The 21769-nt window shown below is 69.0% G+C and carries 17 protein-coding genes and 1 tRNA gene; 5 read left to right on the forward strand and 13 right to left on the reverse strand.

The window, feature by feature from the left end; genetic code table 11:
* Positions 1 to 2: 2 nt before the first annotated feature.
* From sphst_RS00575 to sphst_RS00595, 5 genes are all read right to left on the reverse strand, one after another.
* Positions 3 to 1319, reverse strand: a complete 1317-nt coding sequence (locus tag sphst_RS00575) for an MFS transporter (RefSeq protein ID WP_031394032.1) — start codon at positions 1317 to 1319, stop codon at positions 3 to 5.
* The gene (locus sphst_RS00580; protein ID WP_107045005.1) at positions 1316 to 2209 is read right to left on the reverse strand and encodes an ROK family protein; all 894 of its coding nucleotides are present in this window, start codon (positions 2207 to 2209) and stop codon (positions 1316 to 1318) included. Before sphst_RS00580 ends, sphst_RS00575 begins: the two co-directional genes overlap by 4 nt.
* Complete coding sequence (locus sphst_RS00585; RefSeq protein ID WP_107045006.1) at positions 2206 to 4008, reverse strand: alpha-amylase family glycosyl hydrolase; 1803 nt, start codon at positions 4006 to 4008, stop codon at positions 2206 to 2208. Before sphst_RS00585 ends, sphst_RS00580 begins: the two co-directional genes overlap by 4 nt.
* A gap of 13 nt (positions 4009 to 4021) precedes the next feature.
* Entirely contained in the window at positions 4022 to 6556 is a 2535-nt protein-coding gene (locus sphst_RS00590) for a TonB-dependent receptor (RefSeq protein ID WP_031395296.1), read from the reverse strand.
* Between the two features lie 125 nt (positions 6557 to 6681).
* Positions 6682 to 7665, reverse strand: coding sequence for a LacI family DNA-binding transcriptional regulator (locus sphst_RS00595; protein ID WP_031395297.1), 984 nt, complete (start codon positions 7663 to 7665; stop codon positions 6682 to 6684).
* Positions 7666 to 7948: 283 nt separating this feature from the next.
* Between sphst_RS00595 and sphst_RS00600 the strand changes: the two genes are divergently transcribed.
* Both sphst_RS00600 and sphst_RS00605 read left to right on the forward strand, forming a co-directional pair.
* Positions 7949 to 8884, forward strand: a complete 936-nt coding sequence (locus sphst_RS00600; protein WP_199848877.1) for a DMT family transporter — start codon at positions 7949 to 7951, stop codon at positions 8882 to 8884.
* Positions 8885 to 8918: 34 nt separating this feature from the next.
* The gene (locus sphst_RS00605) at positions 8919 to 10388 is read left to right on the forward strand and encodes a sugar porter family MFS transporter (protein ID WP_199848878.1); all 1470 of its coding nucleotides are present in this window, start codon (positions 8919 to 8921) and stop codon (positions 10386 to 10388) included.
* Positions 10389 to 10391: 3 nt separating this feature from the next.
* Here the strand turns inward: sphst_RS00605 and sphst_RS00610 are convergent, their stop codons facing one another.
* Positions 10392 to 11345, reverse strand: coding sequence for a LacI family DNA-binding transcriptional regulator (locus tag sphst_RS00610; RefSeq protein WP_056409419.1), 954 nt, complete (start codon positions 11343 to 11345; stop codon positions 10392 to 10394).
* A gap of 109 nt (positions 11346 to 11454) precedes the next feature.
* Between sphst_RS00610 and sphst_RS00615 the strand changes: the two genes are divergently transcribed.
* Positions 11455 to 13284, forward strand: coding sequence for a DUF885 domain-containing protein (locus tag sphst_RS00615; protein ID WP_234387240.1), 1830 nt, complete (start codon positions 11455 to 11457; stop codon positions 13282 to 13284).
* A gap of 13 nt (positions 13285 to 13297) precedes the next feature.
* Here sphst_RS00615 and sphst_RS00620 read toward each other — a convergent pair whose 3' ends face one another.
* From sphst_RS00620 to moaA, 6 genes are all read right to left on the reverse strand, one after another.
* Entirely contained in the window at positions 13298 to 14947 is a 1650-nt protein-coding gene (locus sphst_RS00620) for a L,D-transpeptidase family protein (RefSeq protein WP_234387241.1), read from the reverse strand.
* A 37-nt stretch (positions 14948 to 14984) separates the two neighbouring features.
* On the reverse strand, positions 14985 to 15329 hold the full coding sequence (locus sphst_RS00625) for a hypothetical protein (protein WP_031395921.1): 345 nt from the start codon (positions 15327 to 15329) through the stop codon (positions 14985 to 14987).
* A 7-nt stretch (positions 15330 to 15336) separates the two neighbouring features.
* Positions 15337 to 16167, reverse strand: coding sequence for an aldo/keto reductase (locus sphst_RS00630; protein ID WP_031395920.1), 831 nt, complete (start codon positions 16165 to 16167; stop codon positions 15337 to 15339).
* 155 nt (positions 16168 to 16322) lie between these two features.
* Positions 16323 to 16397: transfer RNA gene (locus sphst_RS00635), tRNA-Asn, on the reverse strand.
* Positions 16398 to 16487: 90 nt separating this feature from the next.
* Positions 16488 to 17267 carry an NAD kinase gene (locus tag sphst_RS00640; protein WP_056405940.1) on the reverse strand — a complete coding sequence of 260 codons (780 nt, stop codon included), beginning with the start codon at positions 17265 to 17267 and terminating at the stop codon, positions 16488 to 16490.
* Positions 17264 to 18292 (reverse strand): GTP 3',8-cyclase MoaA, encoded by a 1029-nt coding sequence (gene moaA / locus sphst_RS00645; protein ID WP_107045008.1) that lies wholly within the window; start codon positions 18290 to 18292, stop codon positions 17264 to 17266. Before moaA ends, sphst_RS00640 begins: the two co-directional genes overlap by 4 nt.
* 115 nt (positions 18293 to 18407) lie before the next feature.
* On the opposite strand from moaA, the gene sphst_RS00650 reads away from it, so the two are divergent.
* Complete coding sequence (locus sphst_RS00650) at positions 18408 to 20093, forward strand: EAL domain-containing protein (RefSeq protein WP_234387242.1); 1686 nt, start codon at positions 18408 to 18410, stop codon at positions 20091 to 20093.
* The gene (locus tag sphst_RS00655) at positions 20090 to 20533 is read left to right on the forward strand and encodes a YybH family protein (protein WP_234387243.1); all 444 of its coding nucleotides are present in this window, start codon (positions 20090 to 20092) and stop codon (positions 20531 to 20533) included. The genes sphst_RS00650 and sphst_RS00655 overlap by 4 nt, the downstream gene beginning before the upstream one ends.
* A 12-nt stretch (positions 20534 to 20545) precedes the next feature.
* Here the strand turns inward: sphst_RS00655 and sphst_RS00660 are convergent.
* On the reverse strand, positions 20546 to 21769 hold a 1224-nt coding region (locus tag sphst_RS00660), incomplete at its 5' end, for a TRCF domain-containing protein (protein WP_267895092.1).

Consider the following 21769-nt stretch of genomic DNA (forward strand, 5'->3'; position numbering starts at 1 on the left):
CGTTACGACGCCGATCGCGTCGCCGTCGCGGGCATCCGCACCCGCAGCGTCGCGGCCGCGCCAAGCACCATCAGCGCACCCGACACATACAGGATGTTGCGCGGGTCGCCGCCGAGCAGCGACTGGTAGAAAAGCGGGACGGTCAGGCTCTCGATGATCATCGGGATGACGATGAACATGTTGAAGATGCCCATATAGACGCCGTTGCGTTCGGGCGGGATCATGTCGATCAGCATGACGTACGGATTGCCCATCATGCTCGCCCAGCCGATGCCGATGCCGAGCATCGCGACGAATAGCCCCGCCTCGTCGCGGATGCCGGGGATCGCCAGCATCGCGACGCCCGATGCGAGCAGGCAGCCGGCATGCGCCGTCTTCGCACCGAAGCGACGGGCGACCGGCACCAGCGCGATCGCCGCGACGAATGCGACCGCATTGTAGAAGGCGCCGAGCTGACCGACCGTCAGCACAGTGTCGCGGAACGCGACGCTCTTCGCATCGGCCGTGCCGTGCAGCGAGCGTGCGACCGCGAAGGTGATGAACTGCCAATAGGCGAACATCGCATACCATTGGCACAGCATGGCGAGCGCGAGCTGGCGCATCGGCCGGGGCATCTCGACCAGCGCGGTCTTGAGGTCGCGCAGCGTGCCGCCGAGCGTCAGCGGTTCCTTCGCCAGCCGCGCCTTTTCCTCCTCGGGAAGGGGCAGTTCGGGTACGCGCAGGACCGACCAGAGGATCGTCGCGAGCGACAGCACCGCGCCAATCAGGAAGGCGATCCGCGTGATGTCGGGGATGCCGTTGCCGTCGACCGCATCCTTGTTGAAGCCGATCCAGACGAGCAGCGACGGCGCGAGATAGGACAAGGTCTGCGCGAGGCCGGTGAACGCCGACTGGGTCAGGAACCCGGCGGCCCGCTGATCATCGGGCAGCCGATCGCCGACATAGGCGCGGTACGGCTCCATCGTCACGTTGTTGGCGGCGTCGAGCACCCACAACAGGCTGGCCGCGACCCACAAAGTCGGGCTGTACGGCATGGCGAGCAGGCACAGGCTGCACAGCACCGCGCCGACGAGGAAATAGGGGGTCCGCCGCCCGATCCGGGTCGAGGTGCGGTCGCTCATCGCGCCGATGAGCGGCTGAATCAGCAGCCCGGTCACCGGCCCCGCGAGCCAGAGCAGCGGCAGGCTCGCCTCGTCCGCGCCGAGATAGCCGTAGATCGGCGCCATATTGGCCTGTTGCAGGCCGAACGAGAATTGCAGCCCGAGAAAGCCGAGATTCATCTCGATGAGGCGGATCAACGACAGACGGGGTTTGGTCATCGACGCGCCCTTTGTGCGAGTGCCAGCGCGCCGAGCAGACCGGCGCGGTCGCCAAGTCCCGGCGCGACGATGAGGGTGGCATAATCGGGGGTGCCGAAATAGCCGTTCGCCATCCGCGCGGCGTGATCGCGAACCCGGTCGAGCAGCCCGGGCGTACCCAGCACGCCGCCGCCAAGGACGATCCGCCGCGGCGACAGCAGTGCCTGCTGCGCGACGACCAGCTGGGCGAGGTAATAGGCGACGATGTCATGCGCGGGATGATCGGGGCCGAGCTCCGACAGCGACGCGCCCCAGCGCGCGGCGATCGCAGGTCCGCTCGCCAGTCCTTCGAGGCAGTCGCCGTGGAACGGGCAGGTGCCGGCGAAGTCGCGGTCGTCGGGATGCCGGCGGGGGAGGATATGGCCCATTTCGGGGTGGCGACTGCCATGCACCGGGCGTTCCTCGACCAGCGCACCGCCGCCGATGCCGGTACCTACGGTGACGTACACCGCGATGTCGGCGCCGGTGGCGGCGCCCCACAGGCTCTCGGCGAGGATCGCGCCGTTGACGTCGGTGTCGAACCCGACCGGGCAGTCGAGCGCGCGGGCGAACGGACCGACCAGGTCGGTGCCGCTCCAGCCGGGCTTGGGCGTGTCGACGATCCGGCCCCAGCCCGGTGAGGAGCGGTCGAGATCGACGGGGCCGAACGAGGCGATGCCGAGCGCGTCGACCGCGCCCCATTCGGCTTGCGCCGCGGTGAAGAATTCGAGCGCGGCGGCGAGCGTCTTGTCGGGCGTCGTGGTGGGGATGCGTGCGGTGCGCAGGACGGTATCGGGATCGCGTGCGACGCCGAGCACGAACTTGGTGCCCCCCGCCTCGATGCAGCCGAACAGAGGCGGGGCGGCGGTCATGCCGAGGGTCCTGCCCAAAGCACGCTCCAGGGGCCGATCATGGCGTCGTCTCCGATGGGGGTATCCGCCACCCGGTCGTTCCAGCCGGCGAGATCGCCGACCCGGACCGCGTGGGGCGAGAAGTTGAGGAAGACGCGGTCGCCGCCACAGGCGATGCCGAGCAGCGCGGGCGTCGACGTGGCGATCGTTGCCGGCGCGCCGGCCCCGCCGCTGGCGATGCGCGCGGCGCGGAGCGCCCTGATGTCGCCGGAGATGCGCCGGGCGGCGTCGCGGTCGAGCGCGTCCCAGTCCATCACCGGGCGGTGCAGCCAGCGTCCCTCATGCGCGCGATCGGGATCGTAGAGATAGCTGTGGTCGTTGAGCAGGCCGGCCTCGTCGCCCATATAGAGCGTGGCGAGCCCGCCGCTGGCGATCGACAGCGCGTTGAGCAGCGCGATCCGGCGAAACGCATGCTCGCGCTCCTCATCGGTCCGCGCGGCCTCGAGCCCGGCAAGCGACGCCATCGTCCCGTTCGAGCCATGCAGCACGGAGCCATCGGACTGGAACGGTTCGCCCCGCGCCCAGCTGCCGTCTGCGCCGTCGAGAAACTTCGCCGCGATGGTCAGCCGCGCGACGGGGTCCGGATCGATCCCGGCAAGGTCGCCGATCACCGCGCCCCAGCCGATATCGTCGTGGCAGCGCGCATAGCTGAGCCAGTTCGCGCCGCGTGGCAGGCCGCCGCTCGCCGCGACGATCGCGTGAGGCAGCGCGGCCGACTGCTCGGCGAGCCCGACCCAGCCGGCGACCATCAGCGAATTGTTGTAGACGAGATGGCATTCGGGCTCGAACCCGCCATCCCAGTCCGATCCCTCGTCCGCGCCGAAATAGGGCGGGACCAGCGCGGTCGGGACGATCGCCTCGGCCTTGAGCAAGGTCGCGGGGGCGACGATGTCGAGCGCGGCGCGCAGTGCGCGGACGATGTAATGCGCCTGCGGCCGGTTGCGGCAGTCGGTACCGAGCTGCTTCCAGAGGAACGCGATCGAATCGAGCCGGAACGCCTCGAACCCGTGATTGGCGAGCCGGAGCATCGTGTCGACGATCGCGAGCATCACCTCCGGGTTCGCCCAGTTCAGGTCCCACTGGAACGGGTAGAAGGTCGTCCAGACCTGTCCGCCCATCGCCGGGACATGCGTGAAATTGCCCGGTGCGGTGGTCGGGAAGACCTGCAGCAGATCGGCCTCATAGGCCTGCGCCTCGTCGTCGCGGAGGACGTGGTAGAAGGCGCGGTAGTGAGGATCGCCGTCGCGTGCCGCCTGCGCCCAGGCATGATCGTCGGCGGTATGGTTGAGCGCGAGATCGACGCACAGGCTGATCCGCCCCTCGCGCAGTCGTGCGGCGAGCCGCTCGACATCGGCCATCGTCCCCAGCCGGGGTTCGACCGACAGATAGTCGGCGACCGCGAAGCCGCCATCGCTGTCGCCCTCGCGCGCCTTCAACAGCGCGAGCAGGTGGAGATAGCGGACACCGAGCGATTCAAGATGGTCGACATGCCCGATCAGACCCTCGACCGTCCCGGCGAAGCGGTCGACATACGTCGAATAGCCGAGCATGTCGGGCGCGACGAACCAGTCGGGGTCGGCAAGCCGCGCCTCGTCGAGGGCAGCCATCGCGGCGGGGCGTTCGGCAGCCCGCTCGCGAAGGATCGCCTCGAGCCGCGGCCAGATCGCCAGCCCGGTACTGCCATACAGGCGTTCGAGCTGGCGGCGCAGGCGGGGACCGAGCGCCGCGAGGCGACGCTCGGTGGGGGAGGATACGCGCACCTGGGTCGGCCGATCAGAAGCCGAAGCGGACGGCGGCGGAGATCGTGCGACCGGTGATCGACCGGGCGCGGACGATGCCGTTGGTCGGGATCGCACCCTCCTCGGCTTCGGTGATGCCCTTCACGTCGAACAGGTTGTTGCCGTTCACCGACACGGTCACATTGTCTGCCGGGCGGATCGAGACGAACGCGTTGACCTGCGTATAGCCCGGCATCTTGAGGACATTGTTGTCCTGCGCATAGCTGTCGGTGGTGCCGATCACGTTCGCGCCGATCGTCACGCGGTCGAAATCGACCTGTGGCGTCGCTTGGTAGATGAACTTGGCCTGGCGACGCGGACGGTTGCCCTCGACCCCGGGGTTGAGCACGTCGCGGGTGATCTCGGCATCTGTATAGGTGCCGCCGGCCGAGAGCGAGAACGGCCCGCGTGCGATCCGGCCCTCGATCTCGACGCCCTTGGCGTCATATTCGCGGTTGAAGAAGCGCTGCGTCGTCGCCTCGAAATTCTGTTCCTCGGTGCGCGCCCAGAAGCCGGTGGCGTAGAGCGAGACGCCGCCCTGGCGGAACTTGAACCCGCCCTCGAGCTGGCGGACGAAATCGACCGCTGCGCCCTGGTCGGTCAGCCCGCCCGTCGCGGTGTTGATCGAGGGGCCGAACAACAGGCGATCGGCATTGGCGCGCCCGCCGCGGCTGTAGCGACCGAACACCGCCGTGCTGTCGGTCAGGCGGAAGTTCACGCCACCCGAATAGGACAGGTAGTCATAGTTGTAATCGAGCGGCGAGCGGGCGTTGGGGATCACCGCGACCTGACGCTCGGCGGCCGAGATCACGCCGTCGCCGTTGATGTCGAACGTCGTGATGCCGCTGCCGAACGCGGCGCCGAGATCGGAGCCGGCGACGCTGCCGCGTGCGCGACCGAAATCGTAGCGCAGCGACCCGTCGATGTTGAACCGGCCGAGCTCGAGCCCGAGCTGCGCGAACGGTGCGTAGGTCGTGTAGTCGAGGTCATAGGAGCGGCGGCAGCAATTGCCGAAGAAGCTCGCCGAATAGCCGGGGACGCCGTTCTGCGTGACGGGCACGCCCGCCGCGGTGCGGACGTCGACGAGTTCCGAGCGGCCATTGTCCGCGACGGTCTGGACGGACGAGGTCCACAGCCAGTCGCTCTTGATGTCCTGACGCGAGGCATAGAAGCCGCCGGTGACCGCGAGCGACCCGCCGGCGAACGGCAGCGAACCGTTCAGGCGGATGTCGTTGGTGATGTTGTTGAGGCTCTTCAGGTCGACATCGAACAGGACGATGTTGGCGAGCAGGCCGTTGCCGTTGAGCGAGGCGGGGTCAGCGATGCGCTGACCGGTCTGCGCGCCGCTGGCGTAGAAGAGCTGTGCGCCCGCGCCGCCGATGCCGTTGGCGATCGACTGCGCCGAATCGACGCTGGCAGGGAAGGGCGAGGTGAAGCCGCCCGAAATGTCGGCGTAGCGGAACCGCTCGACGATGTTCCAGTCGTCCGCGAGCGGGATCTGCGTCTCGAGGCCCGCCGAATAGACGACCGGGTGCTGGCCGTCACGGATCGAGCGCGTGGTCAGCCGGTTGTTGCCGTCGAGCGTCTGCGCGGTACGGATGTTGGCGCTATGCAGCGTGCCGTTGTTGATCGAGAAATTGGCGATGCTGCTGTAATCGGGGTCGCTGTTGCTGCCCGTGACGCGCACCGGGTTGGGGAGGTAGCCGATCGCGCGGTCGTCGAGATACTTGCCGTAGAGCCGGACATAGCCGCCATTGCCGAACGACTTGGTAATGTTCGCCTTGAGCTGGCCACCCTTGACGCCGTCGAAGCCGACTTCGCGCTGGCCGTCGCCGATCCGGTAGAAGCCGCCGACATGATAGGTGACGCTGTCCGAGAGCTTGCCGCCCTGGTCGAAATCGACGCGGAATTCGCGGTAGTCGAGCCCGCTCGACAGCTGGAACGCGCCGCCTTCCTGTTCGCCGGTCTTCGAGATGAAGTTGATCACGCCGCCCGGCGAGTTGGACGCGAAGGTCGAGGCGGAGCCGCCGCGGACCGACTCGACCGTGCGGACGTTGAAATCGGCGCGCAGGAAAATGTCGGCATTGCCGAAGGTGATGTCGCCGAATTCGAGGATCGGCAGGCCGTCTTCCTGGAGCTGGAGGAACTTCGAGCCACCCGAAGCGACCGGTAGGCCGCGGACCGAGATGTTGGCGTTGCCGTCACCGCCCGAGGCTTCGACGCGGATGCCGGGCAGGTTGCGCAGCAGCTCGCCCGAGGTGCGCGGCGCGAGCTGGATCAGCGCGTCGGAGCCGATCGAGCTGGTCGTGATCGAGGTGTTAAGGCGGTTGGTGCCACGCGCGACCGCGGTGACGACGATGTCGTCCTGGCCGTCGATCGGCGCCGGCGTTGCGGCGGTGTCGGCGGGCTGCTCGCCCGGCGCGGGTGCGGCCTGAACGGGCGTGTCCTGGATGGGCGTGGTCTGCGCTGCGGCCACCGTCGCGAAGGACGTGGCGGCGATTCCGGCGAGCAAAACGTAACGTGCTTTCATGATATCCTCCCTGCGCGGTGGCTTTCTATGAAGCCCAGAATCGCCTCATACGCTTTTCGCAATCGATTGCAAGGCTCGTTATGCAATCGATTGCGAAGTGTTGAAATCAGCGCAGGCGGAGCGATTCAGGCGGACTGGCGCTCGATCAGGACGGGCGTGACGATCGCGGATCCGGTCGCATGGCCCGCGATCCGCTGCATCAGGCGATCGACCATCAGCGCAGCGCCCTCGGCGAGATCCTGGCGGATGGTCGTGAGCGCAGGCGAGGTGTGCGCGGCCAGCGTGACGTCGTCATAGCCGATCACCGCGGTGGTGGCGGGGACGTCGATCCCGGCTTCGGCGAGCGCACGCAGCACACTCATCGCGGCGACATCGGACGCGGCGAAGATGCCGTCGGGCGGCGGCGCGGCGGCAAGCCGCTGCGCCATCGACGCGTGCACGGCCTCCGGGGTCATCGGCGTTTCGAGCAGCTCGCAGGGGAGCCCCGCCTCCGCGGCGGCGGCGGCGAATCCGGCGAAGCGATCGGCGAATTCGGGCGGGGCGGGGTCGCCGACGAACATTAGCCGCGACCGGCCCTGGTCGATCATGCGGCGGCCCGCGAGTCGGCCGCCTGCGATATTGTCGGAGCCGATCGTCAGATGGTTCTGGTCCGCCCGGTACGCGCCCCACACGACCAGCGGCGCATAGCGTTGCGACACGCGTTCGATCACCGCCCCCTGGTCGGACTGGCCGACGAGGAGCAGGCCGTCGATGCGGCCGCTGTCGACCAGCCGGTCGAGCCAGTCGTCGCCGTCAGGAATGACCCGCGACAACAGGATGTCGTAGCCGCGTTCGACCAGCAGATCGGCGAGCAGCCCGAGCAAGGTCAGGAAGAATGGATCGGTCAGATGCTGCGTGCGGGCATGGCCGAGCGGCAGGACGAGTCCGATCGCACCGGTGCTCTTCAGCCGCAGGTTGCGCGCGAGCTGGTTGGGACGGACGTCATGTTCCTGCGCCAGCGCCTGGATACGTGCGCGGGTCTGCGCATTGACGGACGAATGCCCGGCCAGGGCGCGTGACACGGTTGCGGTCGAAACGCCGGCGAGCACGGCCAGATCGGCGAGCTTCATTGCGATAGGATATCCTCATCGTCACGGGTGATCGCCCGGTCGTACCGTCAGCCGCGCCAAGCCGCAATTGCGCGCGATCGAAGCGGGGTGCTTACGACGGGGGGGCTAAAACAGAAAACGTTTTCTGTTGCGTCCTTCACCTGCTGTCGGTAGGAGCGGGATACGCAAAGCGACAGAGCAGTGTGCCGCCCCGCCATCCGGTGAAGTCGGGGCGGTGGCGGCGTTCGCTCGTGCCCGCGGCTCCGGGGAGTCGTCACCGTCCACGCCAGCCCGAGAGACGCAATTGAGCATCGATCTTACCATTCAGAGCCATGGTGCGCGTCTGGCGGCCATCGGCGGCGTGCCGCTGGCCTTCCTGGCTTATGCGGCCTTCGCGTTCAGCGACGCGTCGGTACGGCTGCTCGAAGGCGCGTTCAGTCCGTTCCAGGTGACGTTCACCGGTGCGCTGCTCGGGCTGGTGGCCTTGCCCTTCGTGCGCACGCCCGGCGACCGTCTGCTCGACGTATTCAGCGCGACGCGACGCTCGCTATGGCTGGCGCGCGCGATCGGATCGTCGATCAGCGGCCTGTCGAGCGTCGTCGCCTTCACGCGCCTGCCGATGCCCGAGGCGTTCGCGCTGATCTTCCTGATGCCGATGCTGGTGACGTTGCTGTCGATGCTGTTCCTGAAGGAGCAGGTCGGAGCGTGGCGCTGGGCGGCGGTGGCGATCGGCTTCGTCGGCGTGCTGATGGTGCTGCGTCCCGGGCTGCGCGCGTTCGATCTCGGCCATGGCGCGGCGATGCTGTGCGCATTGTCGAGTGCGATCGTCATCGTGCTGTTTCGCGCCGGTGGTTCGGGCGAAAAGCGCGTGTCGATGCTCGGCGCGGGGCTGATCGGACCGCTGGTGATCAACGGCGCGGCACTGCTGTGGCTGCAGGCGTTCCGCTGGCCGGACGGGGCCGATCTGGCCGTGCTCGCCGGTTATGGCCTGCTCGCGATCCTCGGCCAGGCGCTGCTGATGCTGGCGGCGCAACGCGTCGCGGTCAGCCGGATCGCGCCGCCGCAATATAGCCAGATGATCTGGGCGGTCGCGCTCAGCTACACCGTGTTTCACCAGAGCGTCGACCTGCCGACTTTTGCCGGCATCGCCGTCATCATCGGCGCCGGCCTGCTGACCTGGGCGCGCGAGCAGATCCGCCTGCCGTCCTGGCGTCGCCGCTTCGCGCTGCGCCCGCGCTGAACAGCCTTTCAACGACCACGGAGTCCTCCACGTTTTGACAGATCACAGCATCGCCCCATCCCTGACGCGGCGCAGCCTGACGGCGCGCAACGAGCCGAGAATTCCCGAACCCTATGCCAATGGCGACCGGGTGCTGCGCACCGCAGCGTTTGTCGCCGCGGTATGCGGCGCGCTCTATGGCTATGACACGGGGATCATATCGGGGGCGTTGCTGTCGATCACCGACGAGTTCGGGCTGGATCACCGCATGCAGGAGATCGTCACCGCGGCGATCCTGGCGGGCGCGGTGATCGGTGCGCTGGCGACGAGCTGGCTGTCCGAACGGATCGGGCGCAAGCTGTCGGTGATGGGGGTGAGCGCGCTGTTCACGCTGGGCGCGATCGCCTGTGCGATGGCGCCGAGCGTCGGCGCGCTGATCACCGCGCGGGTGTTCCTGGGCATGGCAGTCGGCGGATCGACGCAGGTCGTGCCGATGTACATCTCCGAACTCGCGCCGCAGCATCGTCGCGGCAATCTGGTGACGATGTTCAACGTCGCGATCGGCGTCGGCATCCTGCTCGCCAGCGTCGTCGGGTTCGGCCTGCACGACGTCTGGAGCTGGCGGACGATGGTCGCGGTTGCGGCGATTCCCGCTGCGATCGTCTTCGTCGCGATGGCGTTCATGCCGCGCAGCCCGCGCTGGGCCGCGGAGAATATCGGCATCCACGCCGCGATCGACGTGCTGCGCCGCGTCCGGACCACACGCCGCGAGATCCGCCACGAAGTCACCCAGATCCGCGATGCGACGACCGGTGCGGATCCGGCCGATAGCGGCTGGCGCGGCATTCGTCAGGCCTGGGCGCGGCCTGCGCTGATCGCGGCACTGGGGGTCGCGTTCTTCACCCAGTGCGGCGGGCTGGAGATGATGATCTACTACGCGCCGACCTTCCTGTCGGGGGTGGGGTTCGGCAAGGAGTCGGCGCTGCTCGCCAGCCTCGGCGTCGCGATCGTCTATGCGGTGATGACATTGCTCGGCTGTCTGTTCGTCGACCGGATCGGGCGGCGGCGGCTGATGCTGGTGATGATCCCGGGATCGGTCGTCAGCCTGATCGGGCTCGGCATCATGTTCGCCAGCGGCGCGCATGGCGGGTGGCAGGGCTGGCTGACGATCGGCTTCCTGCTGGCGTTCATGCTCTTCAATTCGGGCGGCATCCAGGTGTGCGGCTGGCTGCTCGGCGCGGAGATGTTCCCGCTGGCGATGCGCGGCCCCGCGACCGCGCTGCACGCGGCGATGCTGTGGGGCAGCAACCTGATCGTCACGGGGACCGCGCTGTCGCTGGTCCATGCGATCGGGCTGGGCTCGACGATGTGGGTCTATGCCGGGGTCAATCTGGCGTCGTTCGTGTTCGTGCTGTTCTTCGTGCCCGAGACGGCGGGCGCGAGCCTGGAGGATATCGAGACCGCGCTGCGCAGCGGCCGGTTCCGCCCGACGCGTGGCCACACTGCGATCGCCGCCGCCGCCTGAAGCTCAGGCGGGGCTGACGATCGTCCCGTTGAAGACTAGCCGGACAGCGTCGCGCTGCGCACCGCTCATCCGTTCGACGAGCAGCGCCAGCGCGGCATGCGCCATCTCGTCGACCGGCTGCTCGACGACGATCGGCGCGGCGTCGAGCAGGCGCAACCAGGCGGCGTCGTCGAACCCTGCGAGCCGGACGGGAGATGCCTGCGGTTCGGTTCGGCCGCGTAACACGACCGCCGCCTCGAGCATCAGGAACGTGTCGCCGACGAGCACCGCGTCGCAGGCGGTGTCGGCGAGCGCGGTCCGCACGCAGGCCGCGCGCGCTGCGGGGTCGTGCGGGACGTCGATGATCCGGGCTGGAAGCGCGTGGCGGTCGAGCGCGGCCGCATAGCCACGACGGCGGTCGACCGCGGTGCTGCCGCGTTCGCCGAACAGACCGGTGATCCGCCGACAGCCCGATACGTGTAGCGCGTCAACCAGCGCGCCCGCCGCGCCGGCATTGTCGAGCCGGACGCTGTCGACCTGCGGCGTCCCCTCCACCCGATCGACCAGCACGAGCGGCGTCGCGGTCTCGGGCACGCCGCCGGCGCGCGTGGGGGCGAGGATGATGCCCGATACGCGCTCGTCCTCGAGCAATTGCAGGTAATGGCGTTCGCGCGCGGGATCCTCGCCGCTGTTGCACAGGATGACGCGCAGCCCCTCGCGCCAGGCATAGCCCTCGACCGCCTGGACGAAGGCGACGAAGAAGGGGTTGCCGATATCGGGCACGATCAGCCCGATCACGCTCGCGCGCGTCGACCGCAGCCGCCGCGCCGCCAGATTGGGGCGATAGTCGAGCGCGGCGAGCGCATCGTCGACCCGGCTGCGATAGGCGGGGCGGACGGGCTTGCCCGACAGGACGCGCGACACCGTCGCGATCGAGACGCCGGCGCGTGCAGCGATGTCCTTCAGTCCGATCGTCACGTGGCTCAGCCCTTTCCGCGCCGACCTCTAGGCGGCGGCGGGTGTTTGTCCACCGTGATGGCAGGGCGGCGCGTTTGACCGCGGCGGACGCCGCGTCCATGTTTCGCGGATGAACCAACCCCTGTTCCGCCGCCGCGACGCGCTTGCCGGCATCGCGGCCACGCTCGCCGCAGCACCCGTCTCCGCACAGACTGCCGGCCGCTCGTCGACATCCGCCGACGCGGCGACCTTGCTCGACCGGCTCGCGTGGCAGTTGCTGACGCTCGATCCCGGCAAGGCGACCGGGCTCGGGCTCGATACGGGCGCGCATGCGGCCTTGCGGGGGCAGCTCGACGACCGGTCGCCGGCGGGCATCGCCGCGCGGCGACGCGTCCTGACCGACGGGCTCGCGGCGCTCGGCCGGTTGCCGCGCGACGGGATCGACCAGGCGACGCTGACCAGCATCGCCGTGACGCAGAGCGCGTTCCAGACCGCGCTGGACGGGATGGCGCTGCCCTACGGCGTCGCGACGATCGGCGACTGGCGCAACACGCCCTATGCCGTCATCCAGAATGTCGGCGCGTGGCTGGACGTGCCGCAGCTGCTCGACGGCGATCAGCCGCTGCGCACGGCGGCGGATGCCGAGGCCTATCTCGCGCGCGTGGCGGCGATGGCGAAGCAGCTCGATGACGAGACGGGCAGGGTGCGCACCGCGCGCGAGCAGGGCTTGGTCCCGCCTAGCTTCCTGCTCGACAAGACGCTGGCCGGGATGCGGCGTACGCTGGCCGAGGCGGCGGCGGTCGACGGTCCGCTGATCGGGCCGCTCGCGCGCAAGACGCAGGCGATCCCCGGCGACTGGACCCGGCGTGCGACACAGATCGTGCGCGATGCGGTCATCCCCGCGCTCGAGCGGCAGATCGCCGAACTCACCGCGCAGCGCGCGGTCGCAACCGACGTCGCCGGACTGGGATCGCGCCCGCATGGCGCGGCCTGGTATGGCTGGGGGCTGCGCGCGGGGACGACGACGCGGCGGAGCCCGGCGGAGATCCACGCGCTGGGGCGTGCGCAGCTCGTCGAGCTGCAGGCGCAGATGGACAGGATCCTCAAGGGCTTCGGGCTGACCAAGGGGACGGTGGCGGAGCGCGCGGCCGAATTGCAGCGTCGGCCGGACATCGCCTTTCCGAACGACGATGCCGGCAGGCAGCAGATCGTCGCCTATATGCAGGGCCGGATCGATGCGATCCGGCCGCGCCTGCCAAAGGCGTTCCGCACGCTGGTGACGGCCAGGCTCGAGATCCGGCGGATGCCGCTCGCACAGGAGGCGGGGGCACCCGCCGCCTATGGCGGGCCGGGCGCGCTCGACGGATCGATCCCGGGCAAGATCTGGGTCAATCTGGGCGATCCCACGATCCACAACCGCGTGACGATCCCCGATCTGGTATTCCACGAGGGGATTCCCGGGCATGTCTGGCAGGGGGAATATGCGCAGCAGCTGCCGCTGATCCGCTCGGTGCTGGCGTTCAATGCCTATACCGAGGGCTGGGCGCTCTATGCCGAACAGCTTGCCGACGAGCTCGGCCTGTATGACGGCGATGCGGCGGGGCGGCTCGGCTATTTCATGGGGCTGTCGTGGCGTGCGGTACGGCTGGTGGTCGATACCGGGATCCATGCGATGGGCTGGACGCGCGAACAGGCGTTGCGCGAGTTCGTCGCCGCGACCGGACTGCCGATGAGCAACGCGGTGAGCGAGGTCGAGCGCTATTGCGCCTGGCCGGGTCAGGCCTGTGGCTACAAGATCGGCCAGACCGAGATCGTCGCGCAGCGGACCCGCGCCAAGGCCGAATTGGGTACCCGGTTCGACGTGCGGGACTTCAACCAGGCGGTGCTGGCTGGCGGCAACGTCCCGCTCGACGTGCTGACCGGCAATGTCACGCGGTACATCGCCGCGCGCAGGGGCTAGTCGCGCCTCACGCTCACGGGCCGATATCGATGTCGCGGGCCTCGGCACGCCGCGCCGCTGATCGCTCGAACCCGAGCTGTTCGGCGACGGGATCGTTCCAGCCATAGGGATCGGTACGGAAGGCGGCGTTGCCACCGTCGCCGACATAGACATTCTCGTACAGCAGCCGCACCGGGATGCGGCGCGGCAGCGGGACGAACTGCATCTCGCCCGACGCCTGCGCGGTCTGCCATGCCTCGGTAACGCCCTGGTCGTCGGCGAGCATCTGCGCGAAGCCGATCGCATCCTCGACGCGGACGCAGCCATGGCTCAGATGCCGCTGGCTGCGGTCGAACAGCCCGGGGGCGGACGTGTCGTGCAGATAGATCGCCTGGTCGTTCGCCATGTCGAACTTGACGAGGCCGAGCGCATTGCTCGGGCCGGGCTGCTGGACGATCCAGCCGTCGCGCAGGACCATGTTGTGCTCCTGCCTATAGGCGTCGTCGACATTGGCCATCTCGCCGTTCTGGATCGACTTCGGCACGGTCCAGGTCGGATTGGCGACGAGGCGATAGATCGGTGACGACAAGGCCGGTGTCTCGCGACCGGGTTCGCCGACGATCACCTTGCGCTGATCGACGAGCACGCCGTCGCGGTAATAGCGCAGCTGCGAGGCGGCGGTGTTGACGTCGATCCGCGTCGCCGGGGGCGTCCGTTCGAGCCAGCGCCGCCGCTCCAGCGCCACCGCGAGCGCGCGCGCGCGGTCACCGGGGCCGAGGTTCAGGACCTTGAGCGTCTCGGGCCCGACGATCCCGTCCGCGGCGATGCCGTAATCGGTCTGCAGCCCCTTCATCGAATCGGCGATCGCCTGCGTATAGACCGGGGCGCTGGACGGGGCGGCCGGCTGGAGGCCGGCGATGGTCGAGGCGGATTGCGCCAGCGTCGGCGCGGCGACGGGGCCGGGCGTCAGGAGATAGCCGCTCTCGACCAGCTGTTCGACGATCGTCGCAACGCGCAGATCGCGGGTGCCGACGCGGATCAGCGCGGCCGCGCCCGTCTGGGCGGGCGCCGCGAGCGGTGCCGGGCCGGCTGGTGCGGTGAGCGCCTTCTCGCTGAAGACGCGATAGGCATCGGACAGCAGGCGATAGTCGGCATCCTGCGGCGCGAGGCTTTCGAGCCAATCGTCGACCTTGTGCCGCGCGATTGCGGCGACCAGCCCGGTGGCGAGATCGACGCTGGGTCGCGGCAGGGTATAGACCTGATGCAGCGTCGCCGGATCGACGCGGCCCCTTGCCAGCGCGCCGGCATAGGCGAGCGCGACGCGCGTACGGGCGACGTCGATATCCGCCGGGGCCGCGTCGGCGGGCAGGTCGGGCAGGAAGGCGACGTGATCTAGGCCATGGCGGCTGCGGTTGCCGAGCGCAGTGTTGAGCGCCGCGACATCGCCATCCGACCAGACCGCACGCCACTTCGCCTTGGTGTAGACCGCGCGGACGGTCGCGTCCGTCACCGCCTGCCGGCTGATGACGACGCCGCCGATCGCAGCGGGTGCAGCGCTCGGCTTGGCAGGGGGCGCGGCGCGTCCTGGCGCAGTCTGGGCGGGCTGGGCACCGGCGGCGCCGTTCGTCAGGAGGAGTGCAAGCGGCATCGCGCCGGACGCGAGCCGGGCTCGCAGGGTCGTCACTATCATCCCTGTTCAACGTACCAGTCGCCGCATCGGCTCAGATCGAGGGCGAAATTCCCGCGAACCACGCTGCATAGGGGGTGTTGGCGGCCATGTGGCGGTTATAGTCGGGCGACCCGTCATGCCACCAGACCGGGCCGCGTTCGCCGAGCCCATGCTTGGCCGCATCGACGTCGGCACGTGCAGCGGCGACCGCGTCGGCATCGTCTTGGCGCCGGGCTACGCCGACCGCGCGCCGCGCCGCCATCAGCGCCCGCACCAACTCGGCCCGATCCGCTTCGGGCAGCGACGGATCCGCACACCGCCACAACCTGCCGCGGACGACGAAATAGCGGCCGTCGGGGGTCGTCGGATAGGCCTTGGGGGGCGTGCTGCCGGCCATGCCGCGCTCAGAGCATCGCGAGCGGTTGCGGCGACCGCGGGCGGGGAAACGCCGTGTCGAGCGCGGCAAGATCCTCGGCCGACAGCACGAGATCGCCGGCCGCCCGGTTTTCGCGGACATGCGCGACGCTCGCGGCCTTGGGGATCGCGATCGTCGCGGGGCGTTGCAGGACCCAGGCGAGCGCGACCTGCGCGGGCGTCGCACCGATGTCGCGCGCGATCCGCGCCAGTGCCGGAACGGCAAGGAGCCGGCCCTGTTCGACCGGACTATAGGCCATGACGGGAATGTCGTGACGGTCGAGCCAGGGGAGGAGGTCATGCTCGGGACCACGCCGGGTCAGATTGTAGAGGATCTGGTCGGTCGCGCAGCCCTGTCCGCCCGCCGCATCGAGCTCGGCCATGTCCTGCGTATCGAGGTTGCTGACGCCCCAATGGCGGATCTTGCCCGCCGCCTTGAGCCGTTCCATCGCCTCGACCGTCTCGGCCAGTGGTACCGACCCGCGCCAGTGCAGCAGATACAGGTCCAGCCGGTCGGTCCTCAGCCGCGCAAGGCTCGCCTCGCACGCGGCCGTGAGGCGGTCGCGCGAGGCGTTCTGGGGATAGGCCTTGCTGACGAGGAACAGCGTGTCGCGGACGTCGTGGAGCGCATCACCGATCAGCGTTTCGGCGGCGCCGTCGCCATACATCTCCGCCGTGTCGATCAGCGTCATCCCGCACTCGACGCCTGCGCGCAACGCTGCGGTTTCGGCCTCGCGACGATCGGCGCGCTCGCCCATCATCCAGCTTCCCTGGCCCAGGGCAGGCACCGTCTCGCCGCCCGGGAGAATCACCGATTTCATCATCTGCCCCAATCACTCTGGTCGTCAGGGGTCAACGCCGGTCGGACGCGCGGGATGCGTGCCGCGAGGGTTGTATTACAAATAGTGTATCGGGGGATCTTGCCGCGGTCTGGCGCGGGGCGTCTCGCCAGAGGCGAGATCTCGCGGCTTGAAAATGGCTCCCTGAGTAGGATTCGAACCTACGGCCACTCGATTAACAGTCGAGAGCTCTACCGCTGAGCTATCAGGGAACGTTGCCGGAGGCGGCTCTATAAACGGCCAGTTGGACGATGCAACCCGGTTTTTGTCGATTTCTGCAACAAATTGCGCCGGGGCCGGGGCTATGCTGCGAACTGTTCCATCGTGATGCGGTCGTCGAGCGCATGCTCCGGATCGAAGAGCAGGGTGAGTTCACGCGCACGGTCCATGCAGATGTCGACCTGTGCCACGTCGCGGATCTCGCGCTGGTCGGCGACCGCCGAGACGGGGCGCTTGCCGGGGTCGAGCACGCGGATGCCGATCCGGGCCTTGTCGGGCAGGATCGCGCCGCGCCAGCGCCGCGGGCGGAACGGGCTGATCGGCGTCAGCGCGACCATGCCCGAACCGAGCGGCAGGATCGGGCCCTGCGCGGAGAGGTTGTAGGCGGTCGAGCCCGCGGGCGTCGCGACCAGGATGCCGTCACAGGCCAGTTCGGCGAGCACGACGCGGTCGTTGACCGTCACCTCGAGCTTGGCGGTCTGGCGCGTCTCGCGCAGCAGCGAGACCTCGTTGATCGCGGGGAGGGTGAGGGTGCGTCCGTCGATCCCGGTCGCGGTCATGCTGAGCGGCGTGACCTTGAACGGCTTGGCGCGCGAAAGCCGGTCTTCGAGGCCGTGATGCCGCCACTCGTTCATCAGGAAGCCGACGGTACCCAGATTCATCCCGAAGACCGGGACCGCGGGCTTGCGCCGTTCGAGCATTGCATGGAGCGTCTGCAGCATAAACCCGTCACCGCCGAGCGCGATGACGACATCCGCCTCCTCGGGCTCGACCCAGTCGCCCAGATCGGCGAGCTGGGCGGCGGCGGCCTGTGCCGGCGGGGTGGCGGAGGCTACCAGCGCCCGGCGGACATAGTCGGTCACCCGCCGGTGACGCTCATGTGACGCGCTACCGCGGGACCTTCGCCCTCGCCGATGCGGAAGTCGTGCCGCTTGGGCTTGGCGTAGAGGCCCGCATCGATCGCCTCGTCGAGCCCGGCGATGCCGCCGTCGCGCAGCGCACCCTTCAGGTCGACCTGATCGTCATGCCCGAGGCACAGGTACAGCTTGCCCTCGGTGGTGAGGCGGACGCGGTTGCAGCCTTCGCAGAAATTGGCAGTCAGCGGCGAGATGAGCCCGAGCCGCGTACCGGTGCCGTCGACGTTCCAGTAGCGTGCGGGTCCGCCGGTCTTGTACGCGTCGCGTTCGAGCCGGAACCGGGTCTCGAGGTCGCGGAACACGCCGGTGAGCGGGAGGAAGCGGTCGGTGCGATCCTCGTCGATCGCGCCGAGCGGCATCGTCTCGATCAGGGACAGGTCGAACCCCTCGTCACGGCACCAGGCGAGCATCGGTGCGATCTCGTCCTCGTTGAAGCCCTTGAGCGCGACCATGTTGATCTTGATCGCGAGGCCCGCATCGCGCGCCGCCATGATGCCGCCGATCACCTGCGCGACGTCGCCGTGCCGGGTGATGTAACGGAACCGCTCGGGATCACGGCTGTCCATGCTGACATTGACGCGCCGGATGCCCGCATCGACCATCGCCGGCGCATGCTCCGCCAGCCGCGTGCCGTTGGTGGTCATCGTCAGCTCCTCGAGCCCGCGGCCGAGATTGCCACCCAGTCGCTTGACGAGATCACCGACGTCGCGGCGGACGAGCGGCTCGCCGCCCGAGAGACGGATGTTGGTCACGCCGCGCGCGATGAACCGCTCGGCGATGATCGCGATCTCTTCGAGGCTCAACAGCTTGGCGCGCGGCAGGAAGGTCATCGCCTCGGACATGCAATAACGGCACCGCAGATCGCAGCGGTCGGTGACCGAAATCCGCAGATATTTGATCGTCCGCTGATGCCGATCGACCAGCGGACGATCGACGGTTGCGGAGTGGCTCGAAGGGGAGTGAGACGCCATAGCAACAGAGCTAGGTGGTGCAGTGTCGAGCGGCAAGTGCGTTCCAGGATTGGCGACGGGCGATGGGGTGGCTAGGTTGTCGGCGATGACACCGGCCACACTGGATACAAAGGACATGCTGAACAGAACGATGCTGTTCGCATGCTCGTTCCGTCACTTCGCGGAGATCGCTGATATTGCGGTGGCTTGCGGCTGGGATGCGGTGGTGACCGCGACCGCCAGCGGTATCGACCCGGCCTATGCCGAAAGCGGCGCGCCGGTCGTGCTGATCGATGCGCGCGGGGCGATCGCGCAGGGACTGGCGGCGGCGCAGACGATCGCCCCCCGGGTGGCCGAGGATGGCGCGGCGCTGCTGTTCGTCCTGTCGCGCCGCGACTGTACGGCGCTCGACCGCGTGTTCGAGCTGGGGGCGACGCATTTCCTGATCGATCCGGCGAGCGACGGCGAACTGATCCAGTCGCTGCGCTTCGCGGCGCGCCATGTGACGCGCGCGCCAGGCAGGCCGGGCATCGTCGACCGCCGCGACGCGATGGCCGGCGCTCGCTTCGGCCGCGATCCGAACCTGGCGCAACAGTGGATCGCGGCGCGGATCGGCGACGGACAACCGGTCTCCGTCGTGCTCGTCTCGCTGTCACGGCTCGACATCGTCAACGCCGCGCATGGTCGGCCCGCGGTCGATTCGCTGATCGAGGTCGCGGTCGAGCGGGCGGAGGCGGTCGCGGCCGAGGCGATGGCGGGCGCGGCGCGCGTCGCGCGTCTCGGCGGCGCGGATCTCGCGCTCGTGGTCGGGGCCGGGGCCGCGGACATCGCCGCGCTGATCGCGGCGCTCGACGAGGCGCTGGCGCGGCCGTTCGCGGTCGCCAACGCGCTGGCGGTGCTCGGATGCCGGTTCGGCGTCGCGAGCCACCAGCCGGGGGATCCAAGCGATCCGGCGGACGGTGCCGCGACGCTGATGCGACGGGCGTTCGGTGCGCTCGCCAAGGCCAAGACCAGCGACGGCGCGATGCTGCAGATCGCATCGGCGGCGCACGACATGTCGCTCGATGCGCTGGCGATCGACCTGCATCACGCGATCGAGCTCGACGAGATCGACATCCGCTTCCAGCCGCAGGTCGAGATTGCGAGCGGGCGGATCACGGGCGTCGAGGCGCTCGCGCGCTGGGATCACCGCAAGCTCGGGCCGCTGGGCGCGGATGCGCTGTTCGCGGCCGCGGACCGCGCCGATCTCGGGATCGCGCTGTCCGACCATATCCAGCGGCTGGTGCTGGCGCGCGCACTGGCATGGCCCGAGGCGCTGGCGACGCTGCGCGTGTCGCTCAACCTCACCGCGGCGGATATCGCGCGGCCCGGCTTCGCCACGCTGTTCCTCGCGCGGGTCGACGATAGCGGCTTTCCGCGCGGGCGCCTGACCGTGGAGATCACCGAGACCGGGCTGATCGCGGATCTCGCCAGCGCGTCGACGCTGCTCACCGAATTGCGCGGGGCGGGGTGCCGCGTCGCGATCGACGATTTCGGCACGGGCTATTCGAGCCTCGCCTATCTGAAGGACCTGCCGCTCGACTATGTGAAGATCGACAAGGCGCTGGTCCACGACATTGGCGGCAGCCCGCGCGACCGGGTCGTCGTCGCAGGCGCGATCACGATGGCGCGGTCGCTCGGCCTGTCCGTGATCGCCGAGGGGGTCGAGACGCGCGAGCAGCTGGAGCTGCTCGCGGCGTGCGGGGCCAGCCTGTATCAGGGCTTCCTGCTGTCCGAGCCGGTCGGCGACGCGGCCTTGCTCGAACTGGTGACCCGGACATGAGCCGGGCAGCATCCGCGATGATCGTCGCGGTCGCCGCAGCGACGGCCGTCACGCCCGTACTCGCCGCGCCCGACCGGGCACCCGCATCGGTGGCGATCCGGGAGGCGATGGCGGCGAGCGCGGCGGGGTGGAATGCGGGCGACCTTGCCCGGTTCGTCGCGGTCTATGCCGACGATGCGGTGTTCGTGACGCCCAAGGGTCTGGTGCGCGGAAAAGCCGCAATAACAGCGCGATATGCACCAAGCTTCACGGGTGGTGGCAATACCCGGGGGCAGCTGAGCTTTGTCCCGGCCGAGCTGCGCGGGATCGATCCGACGCATGCCTTGCTGGTCGCGCGCTGGACGCTGACCGGCGCGACCTCGACCGAGACGGGGATGACGACCTTGCTGTTCGAGCGGCGCGGCGACGCATGGAAGATCGTCGCCGATCACAGCAGCTGAGCGCGGCGGCGCTCAGCCCGCCGCCTTCGCCAGCCCCTTCGACAATTGCAGCGCACCGTGCAGCCGTGCCTTGGGATCGCCCCAGGCGCGCTGGAGCACCAGCTTGCTGTCGGGCCGCAGCCGCGCGACGCCGTTGAGCCGTTCGACATAGGCGAGCAGCTTGTCGATATTGGGCGGGGTGTCGTTGTGGAACGACACGAGCACGCCGCGCGGGCCGACGTCGATCTTCGACACGCAGGCGCGTTTCGCGTTCAGCTTGATCTCGATGACCCTGATCAGATTCTCGGTCGCGTCGGGCAGCGGGCCGAAGCGGTCGATCATCTCGGCGGCGAACGCCTCGATCTCCTGACCTTCCTCGAGCTCGTTCAGGCGGCGATACAGCCCCATCCGGAGGTCGAGATCAGGGACATACTCCTCGGGGATGAGGATCGGCGCGTCGACCGTGATCTGCGGCGAGAAGTCCTTCGGGCGCGCAGAGGCGAGACCGCCCGACTTGGCGTCCATGATCGCCTCCTCGAGCATCGCCTGGTAGAGTTCGAAGCCGACCTCCTTGATATGCCCGGTCTGCTCGTCGCCGAGCATGTTGCCGGCCCCGCGGATATCGAGATCGTGGCTCGCCAGCTGGAACCCGGCCCCGAGCGAATCCAGATCGGACAGCACTTTCAGCCGCTTCTCGGCGGTCACCGTCATCTGCCGCTCGGGCGGGGTGACCAGATAGGCATAGGCGCGCGTCTTCGAGCGGCCGACGCGGCCACGCAACTGATAGAGCTGGGCGAGGCCGAAGCGGTCGGCGCGGTGGACGATCATCGTGTTGGCGGACGCAATGTCGATCCCGCTCTCGATGATCGTGGTCGAGACGAGCACCTCGAACTTCTTGTCGTAGAAGGCGGACATGCGCTCCTCGACCTCGGTCGGCGACATCTGGCCGTGCGCGACGACGAAACGGATCTCGGGCACCTGTTCGCGCAGGAACTCCTCGATCTCGGGCAGGTCGGCGACGCGCGGGGTGACGACGAAGCTCTGCCCGCCGCGATAATGTTCGCGCAGCAGCGCCTCGCGCAGGACGACGGGGTCGAACGGCATGATGTAGGTGCGCACCGCGAGGCGATCGACCGGCGGGGTCTGGATCACCGACAGCTCGCGGATGCCCGACATCGCCATCTGCAGCGTGCGCGGGATCGGCGTCGCGGTCAGCGTCAGCATGTGGACGTCGGCCCGGAGCGCCTTCAGCCGCTC

It is taken from the genome of Sphingomonas sp. STIS6.2 (assembly GCF_000732685.2).
Lineage (GTDB): Bacteria > Pseudomonadota > Alphaproteobacteria > Sphingomonadales > Sphingomonadaceae > Sphingomonas > Sphingomonas aerolata.

Bases quoted from the DNA above. Each gene is read 5' to 3' on its own strand.
- sphst_RS00580 (WP_107045005.1), bottom strand. From the start codon at position 2,209: ATGACCGCCGCCCCGCCTCTGTTCGGCTGCATCGAGGCGGGGGGCACC.
- moaA (WP_107045008.1), bottom strand. From the start codon at position 18,292: ATGGCGTCTCACTCCCCTTCGAGCCACTCCGCAACCGTCGATCGTCCG.
- sphst_RS00650 (WP_234387242.1), top strand. From the start codon at position 18,408: ATGCTGAACAGAACGATGCTGTTCGCATGCTCGTTCCGTCACTTCGCG.
- sphst_RS00625 (WP_031395921.1), bottom strand. From the start codon at position 15,329: ATGGCCGGCAGCACGCCCCCCAAGGCCTATCCGACGACCCCCGACGGC.
- sphst_RS00590 (WP_031395296.1), bottom strand. From the start codon at position 6,556: ATGAAAGCACGTTACGTTTTGCTCGCCGGAATCGCCGCCACGTCCTTC.
- sphst_RS00655 (WP_234387243.1), top strand. From the start codon at position 20,090: ATGAGCCGGGCAGCATCCGCGATGATCGTCGCGGTCGCCGCAGCGACG.
- sphst_RS00575 (WP_031394032.1), bottom strand. From the start codon at position 1,319: ATGACCAAACCCCGTCTGTCGTTGATCCGCCTCATCGAGATGAATCTC.
- sphst_RS00595 (WP_031395297.1), bottom strand. From the start codon at position 7,665: ATGAAGCTCGCCGATCTGGCCGTGCTCGCCGGCGTTTCGACCGCAACC.
- sphst_RS00630 (WP_031395920.1), bottom strand. From the start codon at position 16,167: ATGAAATCGGTGATTCTCCCGGGCGGCGAGACGGTGCCTGCCCTGGGC.
- sphst_RS00615 (WP_234387240.1), top strand. From the start codon at position 11,455: ATGAACCAACCCCTGTTCCGCCGCCGCGACGCGCTTGCCGGCATCGCG.